Raw genomic sequence first — 24,474 nt, forward strand, 5'->3', positions numbered from 1 at the left:
AAATAAATTTTTGGCAGAAAGTTTAATGTCAGATTTTTTTGCGAATAATGCTCCTTTCAATATATCGAATTACTCAGCTAAAGATATTGAAGTACTTGATGGCTTGGAGCCTGTGCGTCGTCGACCTGGCATGTACGTTGGTGGCACCGACGAGCGTGCTATGCATCATCTGGTGGCAGAAGTGCTAGATAATTCTATGGACGAAGCAATTGCTGGTTTTGCTTCACGAATTGGAATAGAGCTCTCTGCTGACCAAACTGTAACTATTTACGATAACGGTCGTGGTATTCCTATTGATCAACATCCAAGATTTTCTAACAAATCGGCTCTAGAGGTAATTCTTACGACGTTACACAGCGGCAGCAAGTTTTCCGAAAAAGTCTATGCAACTGCCGGTGGATTACATGGAGTTGGTATATCGGTAGTAAATGCCCTATCCGATAGATTGGAAGTAGAAGTTTTTCGTGAACAACAACTTTACAGACAACGTTTTTCGCGCGGTATCCCAACGGGAGTTTTGGAGAGCTTAGGCAATAGATTGGGCTGCCAAGGCACTACCGTGCGTTTTCACCCGGATCCTGAAATATTTGGTGCCAAACTGAAATTCCGCCCATCTACTTTATTTCGTATGGCTCGTTCCAAAGCTTATTTAGTCAACGGTGTAGAAATTTATTGGAAATGTGATTCTGATTTATTAAACGATGATAATAGTACACCGCAAGAAGTTAATTTACATTACCCAGGCGGGCTCTCTGACTTTCTAGCTGGTGCTATACAAGGTCGTCGCACTATTGCTACTCGGCCTTTTATAGGTGATGTAAAATTTGCTGGTGATCGAGGTCGTGTAGAATGGGCTATAACTTGGCCTAACGATCAAGATAATGGTTTGCTACTTGCTTATTGTAACGCAATTCCCACGCCACAAGGTGGTACTCACGAGTCTGGTCTACGCAACGCTTTGGCTCGTGGAATTAGAGCTTATGGAGAATTAGTTAACAACAAAAAAGCAGCACAGATTACATCAGAAGATACCATGGCTGGAGCTTGTGTGGTGCTAAGCATTTTTATTGCTGATCCAGCTTTTCATGGTCAAACAAAAGATAAACTTGCTACTGCAAGTGCCACTAAGCTGGTGGATCAAGCAATAAAAGATCATTTTGATCACTGGCTATCTGGTGATCCAGATACTGCTAACCAACTTTTGAATCTACTAATTGAGAGGGCCGAGAATCGCCTAAGGCGTCGTCAGCAGAAGGAGATAAGTCGCAAAACCGCTGCTCGTAGGTTGCGACTACCAGGCAAGCTTGCAGACTGCTCACGCTCTGAGAAAGAAGGGACTGAGATCTTTTTAGTTGAAGGTGATAGTGCTGGAGGATCAGCAAAACAAGCCCGCAATCGAGAAACTCAAGCGATTCTACCATTAAGAGGTAAGATACTGAATGTAGCTAGTGCTACAGCAGAAAAGTTACGGGCTAACCAAGAACTTAGTGACCTGCTTCTAGCGCTTGGTTGTGGTTCTGGTTCTTCTTACCAGCAAGATGCTTTGAGATATGAGAAAGTTATTATTATGACTGATGCCGACGTAGACGGCGCTCATATAGCATCGCTGCTAATAACTTTCTTTTATCGAGAATTGTATAGGTTGATTGCTGACGGCAATCTTTATCTGGCTATGCCGCCTCTTTACAAGCTAGTGCATAATGGTAAGACTTTTTATGCTCGTGACGATGCACACCGTGAAAAACTTGTGCATAGTTACTTTAGTGATAAGGACAAAATAGAAATAAGTCGTTTTAAAGGTTTAGGAGAAATGCAGCCAGCACAGCTTAAAGAGACCACTATGGATCCTAGATCACGACAACTTATACGTATAAGAATTCCTCCAAATTCTGATTCAGAGCTGATAATAGAGCCAGAACTAAACAGTGAAAATGTACGTACCCGCCATATGGTTGAAACTCTTATGGGTAAAAAAGCTTATAAACGTATGGACTTCATACAATCAAATGCTCAATTTGTATTGAATCTAGATATTTAAAATAAAACTAGGTATGTAGATATATCTTCTGTTTAGATTAACAATCATTTATTTAGATGAATACAGAGCTATATTAATTTACTATTTTATAAAAAAATAATTTTGCTAGCCAGTGATTTATAATTAATATTTACTCGTTAATTCGTTTTATTTAAAAAAGTAACATCATTTTTTACAAGCATCTAAGCATCATCTATTTTGTACTAGATGTTTTAATCTATAGAAAAGATCTTTACCATTTAATCAGATGTTTTCATCTGGCTAAATTTCTTCAGTAACTAGATTTAATTAAACTAAAATTTTTTATTTAATTGTTATAAGACAAAGTAAATAATGCTGCTTAGCAGTTGCTAACTTCTTTTAATTAAGAATGTATAAAAATCGAGCATTATAGTTCAGATCATACGAAGTTTTACTAAAGAGCCGCTGAAAAACTTTTCAAGATATAGGAGCATCTTCTGAAAGAGGAAAAAATAAGATTATCTTTATTCAACTTATTAGACAATTTTTAGATGATTCACTGCTAGGTAACTACGTCCATATCATTCGTTACTATTGCGATATGTCTATAAATAGCACAGTCAAATATAATAGTTAATTAGCTAATGATACTTTATCTTGAATAATTTTTATTAAAGATAAAGCAATTAAGTCATAGTTTAACGTAAAATACTATTTATTATTTATTTAAAAGTAGATAATATTCAAAAAAAAAATCACAGATGCTTGATACTTTATTACAGATGCTTGATACTTTATTATAAATAGCAATTACATTATAAACTATCATTCAGTTAATTATTAACTAGTTCTACTAATCATAAAATACATTCACGTTTTGTAGTCATGATAGTCTATGTACAATTCTTGGTTTGAAGAGTTAATTGTAAACTAAAATAGCCTATGGGATTTTTAAAATCGGAGTAGTCGTTATTAAAGCTAATTATACTATAGCAATAAATGGGTTAGAAAAGCTATTTATAATCAGCAGACTATATCGGCAATAAAAAAAATTACCTTTAGCTTAAAATAACTAGCTCCGGCTATTCTCAGCGAGAAATATAAAATATTTGTACATTGGAAAGGATGTGTAATAGACATTCATTAAATAACAAATGTGTATTACACATCCTTTTTGCCTTCTAATAAACTAATCTGAACACTATGTTTAATTTATCTGATTTTGCTGTATTACAGTTGTGTATAGAAGTTCAATATAATTTAGAATCTTTAATGATGGTGATTTCATGATTTATTTAAGATCATCTTTCTTCAATTTGATTTGGATACTGTGGTCGCTATTGATGGCGTTGACGGTCCCGATTAGCATACTGTTCTACCGCGGTGACGATGGTCGTTATGCTCGTCAAGTAAGCCGAGTGTGGTCGCGAGGTACTACTTGGCTATTAGCAATGATTTGTGGGTTACGGTATCGTGTAGAGGGAAGTGAGAACATACCAAATAGACCAGCCTTTTTAGCCTGTAAACACCAATCAGCTTTTGAAACATTCGTAATGAATATAATCGTTCCAGATTTATGTATTGCGTATAAAAGCGAGCTAAACTCCGTTCCCATTTTCGGCTGGTTTTTACGACATTCTAAAATGATGTCAGTTAATCGCAATGGCGGTGCTTCAGCATTACGAAATATGATGGCACAAGCAAGAGCAGAGTCTAACAAAGGTAGATATGTACTTATCTTTCCTGAAGGCACTAGAGTAGCAGTTGGCGAGTACGGTAACGCTCACGTTGGAATTGTTGCTATGGTACGCGATCTAAAACTACCCGTTGTTCCTATCAGCCTCAATTCCGGACTTTATTGGCCAAGAAAATCTTTCTTGCGTTATCCAGGTGAGATCATAATTAGATTTATGCCCGTCATCGAATACGTTGATAAATTTGGGAAAAAAGACCTAGAAGATCTAATAAAAATAATAGGATACGAGTCATGTAGATTATGTTCTATTGAACAACATTAAAATCAATAATAGAGATATAAACTTTAGGAAAAACACTGCACAAGTTTATTATAAAGAAAATAGTATAGAATCATCTAATAAATTACATTAGTTTGTTGATTCATTATATTTTGCGGCCTTTTGTGCAAAAGGATTTGTTCCTTATAGAGTAACTTCACCCTTTTTACTGAGTAAAACTAAAATAATGATCGAGCATTATATAGAAAATAACCTAATTTAGCAAGATTATTAATTATTTATTAATAATCAAAATTAAAAAGATTTTCTTCCAAAGAGCACTCTATATTGTTAGAGCATTGCTAAAAGTTTTAATTTAGAATTAAATCTTGCTAGTTTAAATTCTCAATAAAAAATTTTTAATGTAGATAATTAACAAAAATTTTATTTTCTTGACTAAGTTCAGTGTATATCCAGTTAAGCTAAAGTAAAAATTATTTTATTAATCCTAACCTCTGCTACACATATTTATTTTCATAAAAGACTAGGTTTTATTTACCGTTAAATGCTATAATCTTAAAAAGATCAGCTAATTGATTAGCATTCAATATGAATTATTACCAGTTTATTACGCATAATGCAAACCGATGATAAGTTAGAAATTGCACTTGCGAATAATATAGTGAAGTATCCATAGATAATTTTTCACTATAGAGCTTTATATTTTTGATTAACGATTTCGTACATTTTTAACTACAATGAAATTGGCTAATTCAAAAAAGCATTTAATGCTTTATAATTTAAGTTTTGCGTGAGTACTACCACTAATGCGTAAAGTTAATAAAGTTTAAAAATTAAACAATTTTGAGCTATTAATTTAAAAATATAGTCAACAACTATTAAATGTAATCAATGATTTATGCTAACTATTGTTTGTAAATAAGCAATTGTTTGAATTGTACTGCGATTATGCTTTTTCATTGCAATAAAGATAATTCAATTATTATAGAAAAGTATTAGTTGTATTGGTATTAAAGCATTCTGCTTGCGAAGGTATTTTAAGTGCGGTAGCGAGTTGTTGCAGTGCAATTAGTGATTAAATTATATACAGACGATAATATCATTTTAGAAAATTCTTCTACTCCCTTGTTCGGGGTTATATTCATTTGATATGTATAGTTCGTTATACTGGATTACAAGTATATTTATATACTTGATGCTACTATTTATATACTTGATACTACAATCACAAATCTACTGGCATATATTTTTGCAGATAAAATGCATTCCACAATCTAATAAAAAACTAATATTTGACTTAATCTAAAACTAAAAATAAACAATTAAACTAAAATAACTATTTATACATCCACTTAAGATATTAAATATCAAAGACTGCTCAGTTACTGAGCTAATATCGATTTTGTTAATATTACATAGGTTAGCAGTATTGACGAAAGGATTAGTTAACTAATTGCGAGTAGCTAGGTGGTGCATAGAGCACTACACTTACTGTGCTTATTCTGTTCTACTGTGTAAATCTTATTTCTCTTACATTTTTAGAATATTATCTAAAAGTAGATAATATTCTATTCTATTCACGATAGAAAGTTTTTAGCGTTAAACAAACACAGTGTAATAAAACTTTCCTAAGTCATATTGTTTCTTTTAATGCACCAAGAGGATTCTATGGAATTAATTATAACATCAAAATAGCTTACTGGCTTACTAGTATGGACGTTTAGGTTAATCAACAGGCAATTATTCTAATGATAAAAGAAAATTTTAATCAACTTAATACAAAAACTCATCAAGTAGTTTGATCGAATGTTAATCTACTACCTTCATCAAGGATATAGAATTTGTTTTTGTCTATAAAATCTCTTCAGTTAGGGTTGGTAATTTACCAGTTTGTTAATTGATCTGGATTGTCTCGTGTGGGCTGTCAAGAGAAAAGGCTGGGATAGATACTTGGAATATTATTCCTTCAGCGTTCTTCATCGCGTAGGTGCCTACCATCATGCCTGATGGGGTAGTTAATGGACAGGCGCTGGTATACTCAAAATGCTCTTCTGGTTTAAGTATTGGCTGATCTCCTACAACCCCTACCCCGCTTATTTCTCTAATAAGTCCAGTAGCATCGATGATTCGCCAATGACGTGTTATTATGCGGACGACTTCTCTGCCGTTATTCTCTATTTTGACTTTATAAGCCCAAACATAATGATTATTCGATGGGCTAGAATATCCATCAAGATATACTGAAATTACTGTCACATGGATATTACGCGTAGTCTTGCTGTACATTTGCCAGCCCTACATATTTATGTATGTCTGTAATAGGTTTAGTTTGCACCTAAAAATATAAAAGTTACAATTAACATGTAATTTTGCCTAAACTTAGTTAAATCAATTGTAGTTATTGGCTTAAGAAAATTTTTCTTTTTGCTTCTTGACTTTATAAACTTAAGTAAAGCGTAACGCTGCAAATTATTTAGAGTAATTAAGTAATTCTTTTTATTTTATTATTAGAAATAAAATATATTATTATAATCCTCCGCAGAGTTAGATCAAATTTCTTTGAAAAGTAGTGATTATAGGTTAAGAACGAAATTCATTCTCTTTTTATAAAACATGTATATGATTGTGGTTAAAATCAATCAGTCTCTTTAATAATTAATAATGCTGGCTTGTATATTCAAAGTTAATGAACTACTGAGCTAAAACGTTTGCTTGTAAACAAAAAAACATTAACAATAGTTAAAAATGAATAATCTAGCTTTAATGAGATTGATCAGTAGCATAGTTGCTGACTTATATTTATAACCAAGTAGTGTTATAATTCTTTTACTTAAGTAAAAATACAGTTTTTCTTTGAAACAAAATACCATCACTATTTTAAATAGTATTTTTAATATTACTTAAATCACTAGATTTAAGTAATATTAAACCAATTCTGTAGTGTATTTTAGATTGTTTTTACAACATAACCAAGAAAAACGTTGAATGATAACATTAATTGGATATTATTTCTAATAAATTTAACATACAATCAATGATTATTACCTTAAGATATAAAGATGTAATATATAAAACTATTAAATCTTTAGAAGACTTTTATTCTTTACTAGTAGTAAGGCAACTTCTAGTTAAAATTCTTTATATAATTAGTAGATTAGTTTCATTATCTTAGCTTTAACTGCAGTTAAAGCCCTAAGTTAACAAAAATCTTTTTAAGATTACCATCTTAAAACCTACTAAGTATCTAATAATAAAAGTTGCTTTAAGTTATACCTAAAAATACAACAATCCAATTTGATTTTATAGGACTTTTATGTATTCCAGATAATCTTGAATAATTAAAATGTTATATAGATGCGTCTTTTACGCCCAAACATTATACCACCTTAAATATGTTAATATATTTAGGGTGCAAATGATAGAATTATACTAATAAGCTTAACTATTCAGTTAAACACAGTGCATATTTTAAATAAATTGCTAAACAAACTGCATTCGCTATTGTATGCTATTTTTTTTACTTATTTTAATAATTCATTATTTACTAAAAGCAAAATCAAGTAATAATTTTCAGCATATGAAAATTATTACTTGATACAGTAGCATCAACAAGCTTATTGACTAATAAATTATTTTTTAAAGGAAAATTACTACGCTATTTATAAAATAACATAGTTGCTTTCGTAGATATTGTTAGCTCAGATATATAAACTGAGTATGAGTTTCAATTTTTATAGCAAATACTCTTCTCGCTGAGAATTAAAATATGTTTTTATCAATCTCACATAAAAATAAAAGTAAAAATAATTATCATCGTTGTTAATATACAAGGAAATATTTAAAATCAAATTGCTTACTAACTATAGTAAATTGCGTTAATTGTTTTAACAGACACTTATGGTTAGGAAATGGTAGTGTAGCACACACTTATTGCCTCAAACAGAGTAGTTAAAATAAATTATAGTCAATCTTTTATGATTTAATACATATTAAGAGTTATCATCAACAATAAATCAGCAAACGCAAATGATTTAGGAAGATTTATTGACGGGTGTTAAAAGTATAATACACAATTAATTTTTAGCAAGTAGTAATGCCCGACTAACTTAGTGGCATAAAACTACTTTCGTAAATCCAGAATCAAAATTGCTGATGGCCTTATATAGAAAAAATTATTAATCTTACTTTAACTACAAAAATAACAAATAATACCTTTTCTTTTTATGAAAAGTTAGCTTTATTCTTTCTCTTTTCAGAAATAATTTAAGTAAAACACAAAACATTCCTAATTTAACAACTAATACCATAGGATGAATTTAAGATTCATGTTCTATAGTATTTTTAGAACATTTCACCTAAAAATTTTTTTTAAAATAGCCGCCTAATGAATCTTAAAAGATTAACGCTCTGGTATAAGGCCCCTTGGAGCGAATCGCATTACTGATAACAAGATAATTCCCATCAATAGATAACGAGTATAGGAAGTACCTGCTATTAAATGAGTAGTAATAAAAGAAGTTTTAGGCAAACTAGCAGTAATTATACTCACAAACCAATTTCCTACTGGTTCCACTTCAACCCACAAAAACCAAATTATAACCCCACCTAAAACCGCCCCCCAATTGTTTCCAGAACCACCCAGTATAACCATAACCCAAATTAAGAATGTGAAACGCAAAGGGATGTAACTAGTAGGGGTAAACTGACCTTCCAAAGTTGCAAGCATAGCACCAGCAATACCGCAAATTGCACAACCCAAAATAAATACTTGTAAATATCGCGCTTTAACATCTTTTCCCATAGCTTCTGCAGCATCGCGATTATCGCGAATGGCACGCATCATTCTTCCCCAAGGCGATTTTAATGCCCTCTCGGAAAGCCACAGGATGATAGCTAAAACAACAAAAAATAGAACACCATAGCACAATTTTACAAATATGCTAGAAGCATTATTGATATCAGTAACTCCTAGAAAATGCGTTAAACTAACAAACCAAGAAAGATCTAATAAATCGATCTCGTAAGGCACTGGACGAGGAATTCCTGTGACGTTTCTCACGCCACGTGACAGCCACTCCTCGTATTTAATTATTGCAATAATGATGTCAGAAATACCAAGAGTAGCTATAGCGAAATAGTCTCCGCGCAATCCAAGTGATACTTTACCGATCAACCAACCTGCTACGGCTGTAACAATGCCAGCTATAGGCCATGACAAAAGGATTGGCAGCCCCATCCCACCAAGATAACCAGATATTACCGGATCAATTGCTTCGATTTGCTTAGTAGCAGGTAAGAAAAAATTACCGATTAATAAATACCCAGCAATCAGCAAACCGATTGTAACAGGCAGACGTAAACTTGAAGTAAGCGGCAACAAGCGACGAGCTAAAACAATAGAAATCACGACAGCTATAAAACTAAGAAAAGATAGTATAAGTCCATTGCTAGCAACTACCCAAGCCCGTTGTACCTTTGGCATTGATACAACTACAGCCGTCAAGGCTCCCAGAGCGGTAAAACCCATGATACCGACATTAAACAGTCCTGCATATCCCCACTGTATGTTCAAACCTAGCGCCATAACAGCAGAAATAATGCATAGATTAAAAATGCTTAAAGCAATATTCCAGCTCTGTAAAGCACCTACCGCAAGTAGAGCTATAGAAGTTATAAAATACACGACTCCCACATGTTTGGTCATGTAGTTTTACCGGGAATAATGCCAGTAGGCCTTAACAACAATACTACAATTAATATGATATAGGAAACTGCATATTTGTAATCAGTAGATATAAGTTGTACTAAACCTTGTGGTTCCCAATTTGTTGGGGCAAGATATGTTAAAAATTTTTTAAAAGAATAAGTAACTGCTACCTCCGAGAAAGCAACAACAAAGCCTCCCAATACTGCACCAATAGGTTGTCCAATACCTCCTATAATTGTTGCAGCGAAGACCGGTAAAGTAATCTGCGTAAATATAAAAGGCTTGTAAATCTTATCAAGACTATATAACGTACCCGCAACACAAGCAAGTGCGCCAGCAATTATCCAAGCAAGCAGCACTACACGCTCTGGGTTAATCCCGGAAAGCAAGGCCAAATCTTCATTGTCGGAATAGGCACGCATCGCTTTACCCCAACGAGTTTTATAAATAAACCAGAGCAAATTAATGACCACTATTAGAGTTACCACTAAAGTTATTAATTGGGTTTGTTTAATTGCTATTCCTTGATCCCATCCTGTAATCGCCTTAAAATCTCGGAAACTAATTAAGAATCGAGCACCATCAGCAAAACTGTACTCATTAGGGCCAATAATTATTCGAATTAAGCCAGCCATAAAGAACATCAAGCCAAGCGAAGCCATGGTAAAAATTATTGGTTTTGAACGATTTTTTCGATAAAATCGAAATATAAGTTGGTCTGCTAGCAAAGCTATCGCTATAGTAGCAATAATTCCTATAGGCAGTGCCAACAAAGCTGTTGGTATAGGAAATATATTAATCCCTTTTGTTTGAAATAAACTGGTAATTAGAATAGTTACCATAGCTCCAAAAGACATTAACTCTCCGTGGGAAAAATTGGCAAAGCGCAAAATACCAAAAACAATCGTCACGCCAAGCGCGCTAAGAGACAATTGAGCGCCGTAGGTAATACTCGGAATGATAACAAAATTCGTGAGCAAAGCAAAAGCATTGGCTATTTCCATTTTAACCTCCAAGAAACGAACGACGAACTTCTTCGTTGGCTAGTAGCAATTTACCGCTATCTATAAAACGGTTGGATCCCTGAACCAGGACAAACCCCTGATCAGCAATCTCTAGTGCCTGACGTGCATTCTGCTCTACCATAATGACAGCAACCCCGGTAAGCGCAATCTCTACTATACGATCAAACAGTTCATCCATAACTATTGGCGATACACCAGCAGTAGGTTCATCTAACATCAGTAATCGTGGTTGAGTCATCAATGCTCTTGCGACTGCTACTTGTTGACGCTGCCCACCAGATAAATTGCCTGCCAGCTGATTGCGTTTTTCAGCTAATATCGGAAATAACTCAAAAACTTGCTCTTTTAATGTGGAAACATTACTATCACTAATAAATGCTCCCATTTCCAGGTTTTCTTCTACACTTAATGAAACAAAGACATTGCGGTTCTGCGGTACAAATCCCATTCCAATACGTACTCTCTCCTGCGGCGCAAGATGAGTAATATCATCACCATTAAAAACCACACTCCCACTGCAAAGATTCAGCATTCCAAACACTGCCTTCATTGCCGTTGACTTTCCAGCACCATTGGGACCGACAATTACAGCAATTTCACCCTTGTTCACCCACAACGCACAATCATTGACGATGTAAGTACCGCCATATCCGCATGTCATGCCAGTTGCCATTAGCAAACTCATAATCTACGACACCTTTTTGTATTTACGCCCAGTACCTAAATATGCTTCTATAACATCCTCATTATTAATTACTTCGTTTGGCTTACCCTGAGTCAAAATACGCCCCTCGGCCATAACTATGACCATATCGCATAGACGAGCGATAAAATCCATATCGTGCTCTATCAAACAAAAAGTGTAACCAAATTGCTGGTTTAAACGCAGAATAGAGCCTGCAATAATTTTTAGCAATCTACGGCTTACACCAGCTCCAATCTCATCTAAAAAAACAATTTTGGGGTTAGCCATCATGGTACGACCAAGTTCTAGTAACTTTTTCTGTCCGCCCGATAGATTACCTGCTAACTCGTTCTCCATTTGATTAAGTTCCAAAAAATTGATCACTTCTTTAGCTTGCTTACGCACTAATTCATCAGCTTTGCGGACTTTAGCACAGTTAAACCATGTGTGAACCAACTGCTCACCAAACTGATCACCAGGAACTACCATCAGATTTTCAAGTACTGTTAGACTAGAAAATTCATGAGCAATCTGGAAAGTGCGAAGCAATCCCTTGCGAAATAATTCATGTGGCTTAAGAAAAGTAATATCTTCTCCATCAAGATATACCGCTCCTGATGATGGTGATAAATGTCCAGCAACAATGTTAAACAGCGTGGTTTTGCCAGCACCATTCGGGCCAATTAAACCGATAATTGATCCTTGATCTATTTCAAAAGATACTCCATCAATAGCTTTGATACCGATAAAATTCTTACTAATATTACTAACTTTAATCATTCAACAAATCCTAATATAAAACAATTTGGTTGCAAAAATGCTTTTTAATTGTTAGTATCTTTAGCAATCAACTACTTAATTCCATAACTATTACTCATAATATATCAAGCAAAACCAAATAACTAAAATTTCTTGGTTTATTCTACAATAGAGATTAAAGAATAAAATACTTTACAAATCAAAGCAATTAACATCGCAGCATATAAAACAATCAATCATGCCGTTCTCGAAAGTTTAATTTTATTTTTGCAGACTTAATAAAATTTTTGGGATATCGCATTTATTAAGCGAAACGTGGATGCTAAAGTATCATGTGTGGTAAACAAGTCATTCAACTTGCAATAAATTATCCCCGTAAACCTTTGTGAATGTTGCTTCAGCAGCAAAGAATAGAATGCCAGTTTTTCGATTGCTTGGATTAATTCTTAACAAGAACTATTAATTTTCTAGTAAATTTTCCAGCAGTACAATTTAAGATAGCATAGATGCTATCAAAATTAAATAATATGGGATTAAGTTTTGCAGCAAATACTTTATACGTGTTTATATTTACGTATTTGTATTTAAAATTTTTAGTAGCTATAAATTTAAGTAGCTATAAAAAAAGGAGTAATTGCAATAACGCTCAATAATCAACAATTACCGGAGAAAAACCGTTTTCTGTATATTTTTCGCAAAACTAATTAATTAATTAGTAATTATTGTAAGATAAGCTTACCGGAAGGTAAGCTTCTTCTATAAGAAGAAAATATCAATATAAAAATTCTCGCAAAAGGGGAACTTTTAGTTTTGTAAATGCGTTAACGTCATAATTATTGGTAAATAAATCGACAACACTAAAACTTATTATACAAAAATGCTTTAAGTAACAAATGATTCATAGCAAAAATAAACAATAATAAATTAAATGCAGCCAAAACATATGGCTTTGATCGGTACTTTTATTAGTATCTAGAATATTTTTCTTAAATGTTTTAAGAAATTTTAAACTTAAGCATAAATCAAAAGTAATACACTAATAACTTAATAAAAAAATTATTTCCAAATAACTATACAGTTCAGGATAAAAAAATAAATTTTATAATGCTTAAATCAATCACAATTTATTGATTGCCCATATCATAAAAGATTTATGTAATTTTTATTTGCAATTGCATTTTATAATTAATATCATTAACCCACTATAAAATTTCATAAAATGATTTTGCTTTAAAAAGCTAAATATTTGGTATATAACTTATTTACTCAAAAAAAATAAAGAGAGCAATGTAGTACACAACTAATTATAATGTCTGTTAAAAATATTTATTCTTGCAAAATGTGTGAATAACTAACTGAGGTAAACGTATATTCTTAAAGCCAAGCTAGTTATTTAAAGCAATGGTTTGACTTCTTTAAGCATGCCATCTATTATTACGATTATACTAGATTCTTAGTAATACTACTAAATGATAAATTAAAGACAAGCGATGACATACGATAATCTTAGGCAGATTGCAGATAGTTGGGGAATACTTTATATCGTAGCGATGTTTCTTGCAGTTGTCGCCTATACCTTTCGTTCTTCTGGGCGCAAGCGAGCAAACGATGCAGCGTTTATACCGCTGAATGAGGATTTATTTAGCAATCGAGAAGAAAATCAAAGAAAGACTCTTCAACATAAAACACTGAATGATTTGAGTGATACTTAATTAAGTAATTCCATTCTGTTTTTGTGTCTAGCGTAGCGTTTTTTGTGTATAGCTTTGCTCCTTTTCCTAAGCTAGGTCGTATTATTGTTCTTTGGCTTGTATTCGACTTAAAACGAAAATATTTACAACAATTTATACTTACAATTGGTTTTCCTTTGCTTCGTTATATTATATTTTTATTATAAAAACGCAAAAAGCTACTTTGAGGTAGATCAGCTTGTCATAACCGTTAGCGAATAACTTTTTATGTCTATAAATATATAAAGTAGCTTAATTAAAAAAAACTATAATTAGTGTATTTAGAAACCTTTGGATAACGATAAACAAACGATCCAGCATAAGCAGTTTTTTTGACAAAGTCACATATGATGAGAATTTAGCTTGCGTTATGATAGATCGAGAACATAATTTTATTTCAATAACTGGATTACTGACGATATATTAAATGTAATCTACGAAAAGTAATCGATGATTACCTTAGTGCATCTAAACTTATCTAACAACTAATCCCGCAGCATTTTATCACATTCTAGGCTAAAAAACTTATTAGACGTCAATGAATAATAATTTCTGAGCACTGCTATAAGGATAAAAATCTTCCTGGCTTTTTATTTGTCGTTAATAATAAAATAACCGCGTTTTATTTTATTGCTTAAATTAAAAGCAATTTGCAGCATTGCCCTGCAATTAGCTTTGCTTACTGTTTATGCTAGTAGCATTTTATGCAATAAATTGCACAGAGTTTTTCTATCCTTATACATACCTTTATTATTCACCCATTTTAGTTGGTTGAAACCTTTTAATAATCGCGCTCTCGATTAGGAATGAGTCGAATAAGATTAATAAAATTAAATATTTGTCAATTTATTTTGTCAATTTATTACTTCTGTTGGTATCGACTACAATAAATCGGTTGTAACTCAACAACTGATATTTACCAATATTGGCATATTAAAACTGTTAAGAAAATAATTGCTCTAGTTTGTTTGAGGGGCTCAACTAATCATTTAATTACTTAATACAAACATTTAGTTTATAATGTTTAGCCATTTCTTCGGTCACATAAACATGTACGTACGACGCCATACACAATAAAAGTTACTCAGGAATAATGCTACTAATCCAGCAAATATGCTGTTTAATGAGCAAATATTAGATGATTTCATTAAATCTTGTTAGCCTTAAAAAATATTTCCTGACACTGCTTTAATTTGCCTAGTTTTTCTTTAAAAAATTCTTAGTTTATCAAAAAGTTACGAACAATTAAGTAAAATTAATTCATCCTAATGTAAACAAAAAAAAGACTAAAATGTCCTGCTGCATCTCCTCCGCTCCATTTTCTTTAAGTGATGCCCAAAGGCCAAGCAAGTGCGAAATAATTAACGCCTCACAAGATATCGGTAACGGAGTTATTGTTACTCGCTTAGCTATACCAGAAGCTCATTGTGCAGCTTGCATAGCTACCATCGAAAAGGCAATAAGTATGGTTGAAGGTGTTATTGACGTACGAGTGAATCTTGCTGAACGCTTCGTTACTGTGAAGTGGCCAAGTGCATCAATTAACCCAGACGCAATTTTTAATGCACTAGACCGTGCTGGCTATCGAGCAAATCTACTTGAGGAGATTGAGATAACGCCTGATCCTATTCTACGTCGCTTACTCCTTGCGCTCGCAATAGCAGGGTTTGCTTCCGGTAATATTATGCTACTTTCTGTGTCTATTTGGTCTGGTGCAAATGATGCCACACGCGACTTGTTTCACTGGATTTCAGCCTGCATCGCCATTCCTACGATTATTATTTCAGGCCGACCATTTTTTGCATCAGCACTTAAGGCAGTTGTAGCCAAGCACTTGAATATGGATGTGCCAATTTCTTTAGCCGTCATTCTAGCAACTGGATTGTCTTTACATGAAACTTTGATAGGTGGCTTACATACTTATTTTGATGCTTCAGTTACTTTGCTATTTTTTTTGCTGATCGGGCAAACGCTTAACCATATGCTACGCTCGCGCGCTGGATCAGCTCTGCGTACATTAGATCGAACGACTCCAACCGGAGCTTCAGTCATATCTTCTGATGGAACAATAACTTGGACCCCATTATCTCGAGTTGTTCCCGGTAATAAAGTATTAGTATCTTCTGGCGATCGAGTACCAGTAGACGGGATAGTTATCGATGGTTCTTCGCGAGTTGATTTAACAATCGTTACTGGTGAAAGCGAAGCGATCAATATATCAATTGGGGATACTGTAACAGCCGGTGCGGTAGTGCTCGATTCTTCGCTAACTCTAAGTGCTATTAGGATCGGCCAAGCATCCTTTCTTGGCGAAATGCGCTCAATGCTAGAGTTAGCAGAAAATAATCGACCGGCTATTAGCAATTTAGCAGATAAAGCTGCAGCGTTATACGCTCCTGCAGTACATCTGATCGCTGTAGCGACCTTCATCGGTTGGTGGATTGTCGGAAAAGAATTTAGCCAGTCTTTAAGCACAGCAATCACTGTTTTGATAATTACTTGTCCATGTGCCCTGGGGTTAGCAGCTCCAATAGTACAAGTAATCGCTGCTGAGGTATTACTAAAATATCGCATATTGTTGCGTGAAGGTAATGCACTAGAAATTTTAGCTAACATTGATCAAATTATTATAGATAAGACTGGTACAATTACTATCCCGACGATAGATAATTGTTGCATGAAAAATTTTTCTAAGGTTGCTTTAAGTGTTGCTAGCACGTTAGCACGAGAGAGCCATCATCCAATATCCAAAGCCATAGCAGATTCAATTGGCTTGACAACATCTGTCGCTATCGATCACTTTAGCGAGCATATTGGTAAAGGCTTAGAAGGTATGATAGACAGCCAGATATGGCGTCTTGGAAAACCTAATTGGGCCCTTTCTGATAAGGCTTTTTTTAAATACTTTTCAATTGATCGTCGAAATGCTTCGGTGCTATCTTGTAACGGTAATTTGATGGGCGTATTCAACATGGTTGACCTGCCTCGTCCAGGAGCCGACATTGCAATAGCAAAAATGATTTCTTTGGGACTATCTCCAACTTTGCTTTCTGGAGATAGTGAAGATAGAGTAGCAAACGTTGCACGTCGTATTGGAATTACAACTTGGAGTTCAAAAGCTACTCCAGATAACAAAGTTAATGTTATAAAAATGCTACAAAACAAAGGACATCACGTGCTAATGATCGGTGACGGGTTAAATGATGCTCCAGCAATGGCCGCGGCTGACGTATCAATCGCGCCTGGTAATGCTTCTGACGTGAGTCGCACAGTCGCTGAAATAATTTTTCTTGGCAAGGATATGAATGCTGTTGTTACTGCTATTATGATTGCCCGCAAAGCTAAACAAATAATGGTACAAAATCTCTTATTCGCTTTCTCCTACAACGCCATTGCTATTCCCTTGGCGATTGCTTGTTACGCAACTCCGCTTGTTGCAGCAATCGCTATGTCAGCGTCTTCGATTATTGTCATTGCTAACGCACTACGTCTAATCATACGGTGAAATAATATGATGGCTTCATCATCCATTAACATAATCCCAATTTACGTATCTCAGATATCCGCTAAATATTGTAATGATGGATAGAATGCTTGCCGACTACTTATATTTCCAGTTTTTATTTTCACTTTAATGATAATTTTATTTTCTGTATTTAAATACATAATTTCTTATTGTTGATCTTGATATTGAATTAAGACTTTATACTTTACTAGGCCGAAATAAAGAATTTTTGTTTCCGATGCGGAGCTAGGCTTAAACCTTTATATACTTAATATTGAATTTACAATACAGTTATTTATTCTAGGCAATACAATATCCTAAACAGATAACATTTTAACAATACACCATGTTTAAAAGCACTTAAATTTCTATTTAATTTTTAATAGAAATTTGCATTATTTTTAATAATATTGGCATCATCCATTTTAACTAAGCTTATCAAGCTATATCTTATAGATTTTGTTTAGATTAATTAACAATATTTTGTTGGCAACAAATTAAATAAAAAATAATTTGTGCTTGTTTATTATTATTTAATTAATTGTTAGTTAATTAATCACAATGCAATGTACTGTATATTGTAGTGTGATGGTAATGCTTGGAAAAATCTTGTATAATGTGTCATATCCCAGCAATTTCATAAAATCTTTTTCCTTTATGCCTTTCATAAAGTTATGTCTTTGGCTAGCCTAGAACAATAATAATACATAAAGTTTATAGTTAGTGTGTAATAATCTCCTCATCAAACCTAATTAAAAATATCTTAACTGCAATACTACTTTTCAAAAGTATTCTAGGAGCTTTCATGCGCCGCCAGTTGTTTATAACATTAAAAGAATATGCACGTCTTAAAGCAAGAAAATATATTCGTACCAGCTACAATATATCCACGAGTCGACTTCTTAACAAAATTTCACTTGTCATCAAGATACAAAATATCAACTAATTTAGTTAGTTGAATCAAAAATAATAAACTGTTATTGAATACACACCAAATCTTATTCTTATCGATAATTTACTTTCCCAATATAATCTAGAAAAATTATCCTAGTTCAAAAAAAACTATTAATAAATTGCCAATGCTTAAGTAATTCGATTATTAATTGATTATAATGGTTATTTTAATAAAAATACCATATTAAATATTTTTTATTCTATGCTTTGAAATAGTCGCATACAAAATTTAGTAGTATAATCTACCATATCTCGATTGATTCTTATTACATTCACAAAACTACCAAATATTTATCAATATAAACATCATAATTTGTATACGATCGCAGTCATTGCATTTATTTCAATAAATAATTTTACTGCACAAACTTATTATAAAACCTAAAACTTTGATAAAAGTAATTAATGCTCAGTAGACTGTCTTGATTAATTCAAGTAATAACTGTAAAGTCAATTAATCTTATCATATTAGAGAGAAGGATTTTGTAATGATTTTACATAAGTAAGTTATTAAACTACTAATAATTTTTATTTTTATAGAATACTAGCTGTTCCCAATCGTCATAAAGTATTTTAGTAAACCTCTAGATTTTGTATAATTAGATGTTTTCAAGAATAAGGCAATTAATTAATAAGGTGGTATTACTTTGCCTAGTGTAAATCGTACTTCAGATTTTATCTTAAAACCACAATAACAAGTAAGGCATTATTTTTGATATTTACTACAAATGTAAATTGTAGTAAATAATATCACTGCTCAAAATTTTTGCCTAATTACCATCAACCCATTGCATGCATTTTAAAAAGATATTATTGATTAACTAATCTATAAACCGTGATATTTACCTTATTACCGTGTGAGTAATTTAGTCCACATACTTTCCCAATCGGCTTTACTTTCATATAAAGCTCTGCGCTATCAGCAAGAAATTTTTTCTGCTGGCTATGTTCGATCGCAGCTAAGACGCAAGTCGACTGGTTATTATTCAATAATTTTGCCGCCTCCTCAGCATTGCTGAATTGGGTATTAGTACCATGAAAAAAAACTACGCTTGGTTCAGAAAATCCAGCGATAACTAATCGCCTATTCTTGCAATTTTCTTCTTTAGAAACAACCTGATATAAAGATCGTGCGATCCAAAGAGAAGTAAGTGATGGAATTACCTTGGCAAAGATCAAGGTGTAAAAAATACAAACGCTGACAGCTAAATGGATTAATCGCAGTAAAGATAGCTCAATTGAAAAACGGATCATTAATATGACTAAAATAATGCCAGCACTAAAAGTGCTGATACTTAAAAAGGTCACTCCGTTTGCAAGATAAATCTCAGCAAAAAACGGAAAAATAGCAAACAAAACGCTTATTAAAATTACAATAACATTAAGCAGTTTTTGGGCGATCAAACCTTTTCCTAAAGAAACTAAATTAGTACCGGTTGTCAAAAATACACCTGCAAGAATTGCAATAGCTGGATATACAGGAAAGGTATAGTGCGGTAGTTTAGTTGCTATCAGCTCGAATACTATAAGGGTAGGTACAATCCAACATATTAAAAATCGGATATCCGGAGAAATTCGACGAGTCCAGGCAAGGATCGCGCCACCTGCTGCTAAGGTGGTACAAGGCCAGAACGCCAAAATGAATAACAGCATGTGATACCCAGGTGGTGCGCCATGATGGTCATCCCCTCTCGCAATTTTGCCCATTAGCGCATGACCAATGGATTGCTCTAAAAAGCTAGTTCCAGAATTTATACTAATCGCTATAATCCAAGGAGCTACTATAATAATATTTAAGACAATGCCCGATAACCAATAAAGCCGTTGTAGCAACTGGCGATTATTATTCCACAAACACCAAAAAATAATAGTAGTTCCGATTACGAGGGTAATTATCGGTCCTTTGATTAACAAACCAATCCCATGAAACATCCAAAAAGCCAAAGGTGAGCGTAATCTACCAGTAAAAAATCTTTCAGGTCTTTTGGGATGAGTAGCAATTCGATGTAGAGCAATCTGTGCAGCTAAAATAGTAGCAACTAGAAGCGCGTCTGTTTTAGCAGTACGTGCTTCTACGGCGGTAATCAGTGCTAGAGCTATAACAATACCTGAAGCTACTCCCGATTCCGCTGATCCTAATTGAGCAGACATCCATGTAGTCATTGCAACTATACCAATAGCTGCCAACAGAGATGGAAGGCGATAAGCCCAAATGCCAGCTTGCGGTCCACCACCAAAAATTTTTGCGCTGGCAGCCTGCAACCAATAAATACCAATCGGTTTCACATAGCGGGGTAAGTTCTGGAATCTTATATCTATTAGATCGCCGGTTTCTAACATTTGACGTGATGCTTGAGCATAGCGTGCTTCATCACGATCCATTACTGGTATTTGCAAAATACCAGGGATCAAAGCCATTAAGGCGATTGATAGCACTATAATCCAATGTCGAATTAACAAAATATTTATTGCCTAAAATTTCTGAGATACATTTATGATTTAATGTATTCGGTCGGCTTCGATGAAGAGTAATACCTAACAGTAGTGCGACGTAACAACCAAAATACACCAAGTAAATCGATAATTCCTACTAAAGCACGCTTACTGTTGTTATATTTAGATCTTCCTACTCTACGAGGTCGATCGTCAACTAAAACATGCAGCGTCTCATAACCGTAGCACTTGGTTAGCGCCGGCATGTAGCGATGTAAGCTATCAAAGTAAGGAAAAGCTAAAAATAATGGCCGCAGGACTACTTTAAGTCCACAAGCTGCGTCAGGGCAGTCGTCACGCAGTAAAATTTGCCGCACAAAATTGCCAATACGTGATGCAATCAAACGACCTAATCCGGCAGTACGGTGCCGACGAACACCAGCTACAAGACCAACCTTACCAACTTTTGTCGCATCTATTTGAGCAACCATTGCTAGCACGTCAGTTGGATCATTTTCACCATCACCATCTATAGTTGCCATCCAAAGAGAATTTGCTATCATTGCCCCAGTGCGCAACGCTGCGCTTTTATTTGACCGCTTAGCATGGCGAACTAATATAATGCGTGAATCATTAGCGGCTAGTTGCTTCACAATTTTGTCAGTTCCATCACAACTGCCGTCATCAACAACTATAACTTGTACACGATAAATTGCTCCAACCTTATCAAGCACTTCCTGCAATAAATTTGCTATGGCGCCTGCTTCATCCCGCACGGGGATAATCACACTAATCGAAGGCGCATCAATTAACTGATTATTTACCAGCATATTTTCATCATATGCTGGTAAATAATCCGGCAATAGAAGCTGTAATCTCAAACACTTCACCTCAATAGTTTTTGAAAGAGTGTTGTATAATTAGTGACACAAGCAAACTTGCTAAACTCCGCAGCATGTCGAGCGCTGCCAGCCTTACTTAATCTATTCGCTAGCTCGTTATCCTGTATCATCAGAAGCAAAGCATCTCGCAGTGGGTTTACCTCATCTTTGGTAACTATCAAACCATCGATCCCATTACATACAAATTCAACAGGTCCATCAGTATCTGTCGAGATCAGCGGTTTACCATAGGCCCATGCCTCCAGCATAACTGTACCGAAGGGTTCGTAGCGTGAGGGTAAAGCTACTATATCACAACTTCGAAAGAAAGCGCCAGTATCACTTCGCCATCCGAAAAACGTTACTCTATCACTTATACCTAGTTCTATGGATAATTTCTTTAGTAGTTTTTTTTCTGGACCACTACCAGCTATCCATAAATGAATTTGAGTTTGATCTGCTATAGCACGCATCAGCACATCTAAACCTTTCACTCTATGGAGACGCGACGGAGTAAAAATCACTTTCGCCCCCTCGGGGACTCCCAGGGCAGCGCGATCAAGTGCTGCGGTTTTATCACATTCAGCAAAATTATAGATCACACTGCATCGATCATTGGGCCAACCGTGATCGATGACATAGCGACGAATGCCCTCTGTTATACAGATCAGATGCTCGCAATTGAGAAAATGATCTAAGTTGTACAACCCGCCTAATCGAGCAACTTTAACATGCGTTCCTTCTGGCATAAAGGCGCTAGCACGACTCATGTAAGACAGCACAATATCAGGTTGAAACTTTGTTACCATGCGACAAATAGAATTTTTAGTATAACAATCCATAAAAGAGTAGAAAGGAGCTTCTGAAACCCACACCCCATTCGCTTCTAAAGTAGCACGACGGTGGTAATTAGGGCGAATTACTGTGCTACAGGTTTCACCTGCGGCGGCAAGCGCACTAGTTAAGTTAACAAAAAATGTCTCCGCTCCACCGTTAGCAGCACCGGCGATTATTGAAAGTATTCGCATGGTATTTAGATCCGCGTAGATGTCAAAATTAATTGGCTTTTATCAAGCTTAAGGAATCAATAAGCTATCATAAATCAGGCAACCGTCATGAAAATAATTTAAAAAATCAGCTCCAAAGAGCTCTTAAAATACATGAAATTTTATAAATTTTGCAACGAAACTCTCAGCTATTTTCTACATGCAGTTACTGATTACTAAATGCAGTACTGCATTTATACTAGAAGATTTTTTCTGGCTATGGAAAATGAGGGGGATATTCACATTAAAAATAATCTAAGCACAACTTTGGCATCGGTAAGTTCAGAATTAGGGATGTGAAAATTGAAAGCAATTTGCAATATGCTTTAAAGACTCTAGATTAGTTAAAAGCATTGCGGAAAGTCATTCAATGCATCTAAAATGTTCCTTAATGAAACATTATCTTTGCATCTAAAATGTTCCTTAATGAAACATTATCTTTGCACCTAAAATGAATATTTTTACGCATCGCAGATAATTTATCGATTAAATTTTATAAATTCAGACCACGTTATATCTGCTACCGGTACTTAAATTTAAAATTATGTAAGAATTTTTCAAAAAAACAATCAAATAATTATTATGACTTTATATTGGCAATTCTTAACTTTTAGTGCAAGCTTTAACTAAACGATCTCCTGTAAAATACGCGATATTAATGAGTAACACAATATTTCGTCTATATGCTTGCATATTCGTCTACAGTGGCGTTATAAACGTCGAAGACTTCGTATGGAATAGCTATTGCCTTCTTGCAAGAAATAGGTTTATGGCCTGTTTTATACTGATGCTAGCTTACAATAATCTGCACGCTAACACGCGTTCCCCGAACCCAGTTTTCCCGGAATTGGATGAATGCCTCCGGTGTTAAAGCCGTGTCTTAGTTATTGCTCGTGAAGGTTAAGCCGGAAAAACAAATCCTTATAAGGAAAAAACATGACTGTCCCTAATTTTACCATTCGCCAATTACTCGAAGCTGGGGTCCATTTTGGCCATCACACTAGGCGGTGGAACCCAAAAATGGACCCATATATCTTCGGCGTTCGTAATAATGTCCATATTTTGGATCTTCGTCAAACAGTTCCACTTCTATATCAAGCCCTTGAGGCCGTGCGTGACATTGTCGCTAACAACGGACGAGTATTATTCGTTGGAACAAAACGCCAAGCTGCTAGCACGATTGCTAAAGCTGCACAGCAGTCTGGTCAATACTACGTCAACCATCGATGGCTTGGTGGCATGCTAACAAACTGGAAGACTATGTCTAATGCCATTAGACGATTACGAGAACTGGAAGAACGTATGGAAGCAGGCATAGATGGCTTAACTAAAAAGGAAACACTTGGCTTGTCTCGTGAACGTGATAAGCTTGGTCGCTCACTAGATGGGATCAAAGAGATGGGTGGGCTACCTAATATTATGGTTGTAATCGATACTAACAAAGAGTCTCTTGCAATTCAGGAAGCAAATACGCTCGGTATACCTGTAGTGGCTATCTTGGATAGTAATTGTGATCCGGATGGCTTAACTTATCCGATTCCCGGCAATGATGATGCTATGTGTGCTATTGAATTGTATGCCGAGTTAATCGGACAAGCTGTCATTGGCGGGATTAGAGCAGAAGCAGCTGCTTCCGGTATCGATGTTGGCGAGTTTAAGGATTCTTCAACTGACCAAAAACTCTCCAGTAAGACCTCGTCTTTAATAGCTTAGTCGACCAATCAATCGGCGCTTACCTAGCCCAGAGCATGGTTGATTGGCTGAGCCAATCAAT

At 34.6% G+C, this 24,474-nt stretch carries 13 protein-coding genes; 5 read left to right on the forward strand and 8 right to left on the reverse strand.

Going from position 1 to position 24,474, the window contains the following annotated elements; translation table 11 throughout:
* Positions 1-25: 25 nt before the first annotated feature.
* Positions 26-2,038 (forward strand): DNA topoisomerase IV subunit B, encoded by a 2,013-nt coding sequence (gene parE, locus P856_RS02215; RefSeq protein WP_025300544.1) that lies wholly within the window; start codon positions 26-28, stop codon positions 2,036-2,038.
* 1,310 nt (positions 2,039-3,348) lie between these two features.
* Entirely contained in the window at positions 3,349-4,017 is a 669-nt protein-coding gene (locus P856_RS02220) for a lysophospholipid acyltransferase family protein (RefSeq protein WP_158380572.1), read from the forward strand.
* A gap of 1,851 nt (positions 4,018-5,868) precedes the next feature.
* On the opposite strand, the gene apaG is transcribed toward P856_RS02220, so the two are convergent.
* From apaG to P856_RS02245, 5 genes are all read right to left on the reverse strand, one after another.
* On the reverse strand, positions 5,869-6,261 hold the full coding sequence (gene apaG, locus P856_RS02225) for a Co2+/Mg2+ efflux protein ApaG (RefSeq protein ID WP_025300546.1): 393 nt from the start codon (positions 6,259-6,261) through the stop codon (positions 5,869-5,871).
* A 2,113-nt stretch (positions 6,262-8,374) separates the two neighbouring features.
* Positions 8,375-9,679: a branched-chain amino acid ABC transporter permease gene (locus P856_RS02230; RefSeq protein ID WP_025300547.1), complete on the reverse strand. Its 1,305-nt coding sequence runs from the start codon at positions 9,677-9,679 to the stop codon at positions 8,375-8,377.
* On the reverse strand, positions 9,676-10,686 hold the full coding sequence (locus P856_RS02235) for a branched-chain amino acid ABC transporter permease (RefSeq protein WP_025300548.1): 1,011 nt from the start codon (positions 10,684-10,686) through the stop codon (positions 9,676-9,678). The genes P856_RS02230 and P856_RS02235 overlap by 4 nt, the downstream gene beginning before the upstream one ends.
* Position 10,687: 1 nt before the next feature.
* Positions 10,688-11,392, reverse strand: a complete 705-nt coding sequence (locus P856_RS02240) for an ABC transporter ATP-binding protein (protein WP_025300549.1) — start codon at positions 11,390-11,392, stop codon at positions 10,688-10,690.
* A gap of 3 nt (positions 11,393-11,395) precedes the next feature.
* Entirely contained in the window at positions 11,396-12,172 is a 777-nt protein-coding gene (locus P856_RS02245) for an ABC transporter ATP-binding protein (protein WP_025300550.1), read from the reverse strand.
* Positions 12,173-13,641: 1,469 nt separating this feature from the next.
* On the opposite strand from P856_RS02245, the gene P856_RS02250 reads away from it, so the two are divergent.
* Entirely contained in the window at positions 13,642-13,863 is a 222-nt protein-coding gene (locus P856_RS02250) for a cbb3-type cytochrome c oxidase subunit 3 (RefSeq protein WP_025300551.1), read from the forward strand.
* A 1,309-nt stretch (positions 13,864-15,172) separates the two neighbouring features.
* On the forward strand, positions 15,173-17,386 hold the full coding sequence (locus P856_RS02255; protein WP_025300552.1) for a heavy metal translocating P-type ATPase: 2,214 nt from the start codon (positions 15,173-15,175) through the stop codon (positions 17,384-17,386).
* A gap of 1,764 nt (positions 17,387-19,150) precedes the next feature.
* Here P856_RS02255 and P856_RS02260 read toward each other — a convergent pair.
* From P856_RS02260 to P856_RS02270, 3 genes are read right to left on the reverse strand one after another with little or no spacing between them, the layout of a single operon-like run.
* Positions 19,151-20,776 carry an ArnT family glycosyltransferase gene (locus P856_RS02260; RefSeq protein WP_144079722.1) on the reverse strand — a complete coding sequence of 542 codons (1,626 nt, stop codon included), beginning with the start codon at positions 20,774-20,776 and terminating at the stop codon, positions 19,151-19,153.
* A 56-nt stretch (positions 20,777-20,832) separates the two neighbouring features.
* Positions 20,833-21,663, reverse strand: a complete 831-nt coding sequence (locus tag P856_RS02265; RefSeq protein ID WP_227028652.1) for a glycosyltransferase family 2 protein — start codon at positions 21,661-21,663, stop codon at positions 20,833-20,835.
* The gene (locus tag P856_RS02270) at positions 21,660-22,682 is read right to left on the reverse strand and encodes a glycosyltransferase (RefSeq protein WP_025300555.1); all 1,023 of its coding nucleotides are present in this window, start codon (positions 22,680-22,682) and stop codon (positions 21,660-21,662) included. Before P856_RS02270 ends, P856_RS02265 begins: the two co-directional genes overlap by 4 nt.
* Before the next feature lie 954 nt (positions 22,683-23,636).
* Between P856_RS02270 and rpsB the strand changes: the two genes are divergently transcribed.
* Positions 23,637-24,413 (forward strand): 30S ribosomal protein S2, encoded by a 777-nt coding sequence (gene rpsB / locus P856_RS02275; RefSeq protein WP_025300556.1) that lies wholly within the window; start codon positions 23,637-23,639, stop codon positions 24,411-24,413.
* The last annotated feature ends 61 nt before the right edge of the window (positions 24,414-24,474 follow it).

Source organism: Candidatus Endolissoclinum faulkneri L5 (assembly GCF_000510265.1).
Classification (GTDB): Bacteria; Pseudomonadota; Alphaproteobacteria; order Thalassobaculales; family Thalassobaculaceae; genus Thalassobaculum; species Thalassobaculum faulkneri_A.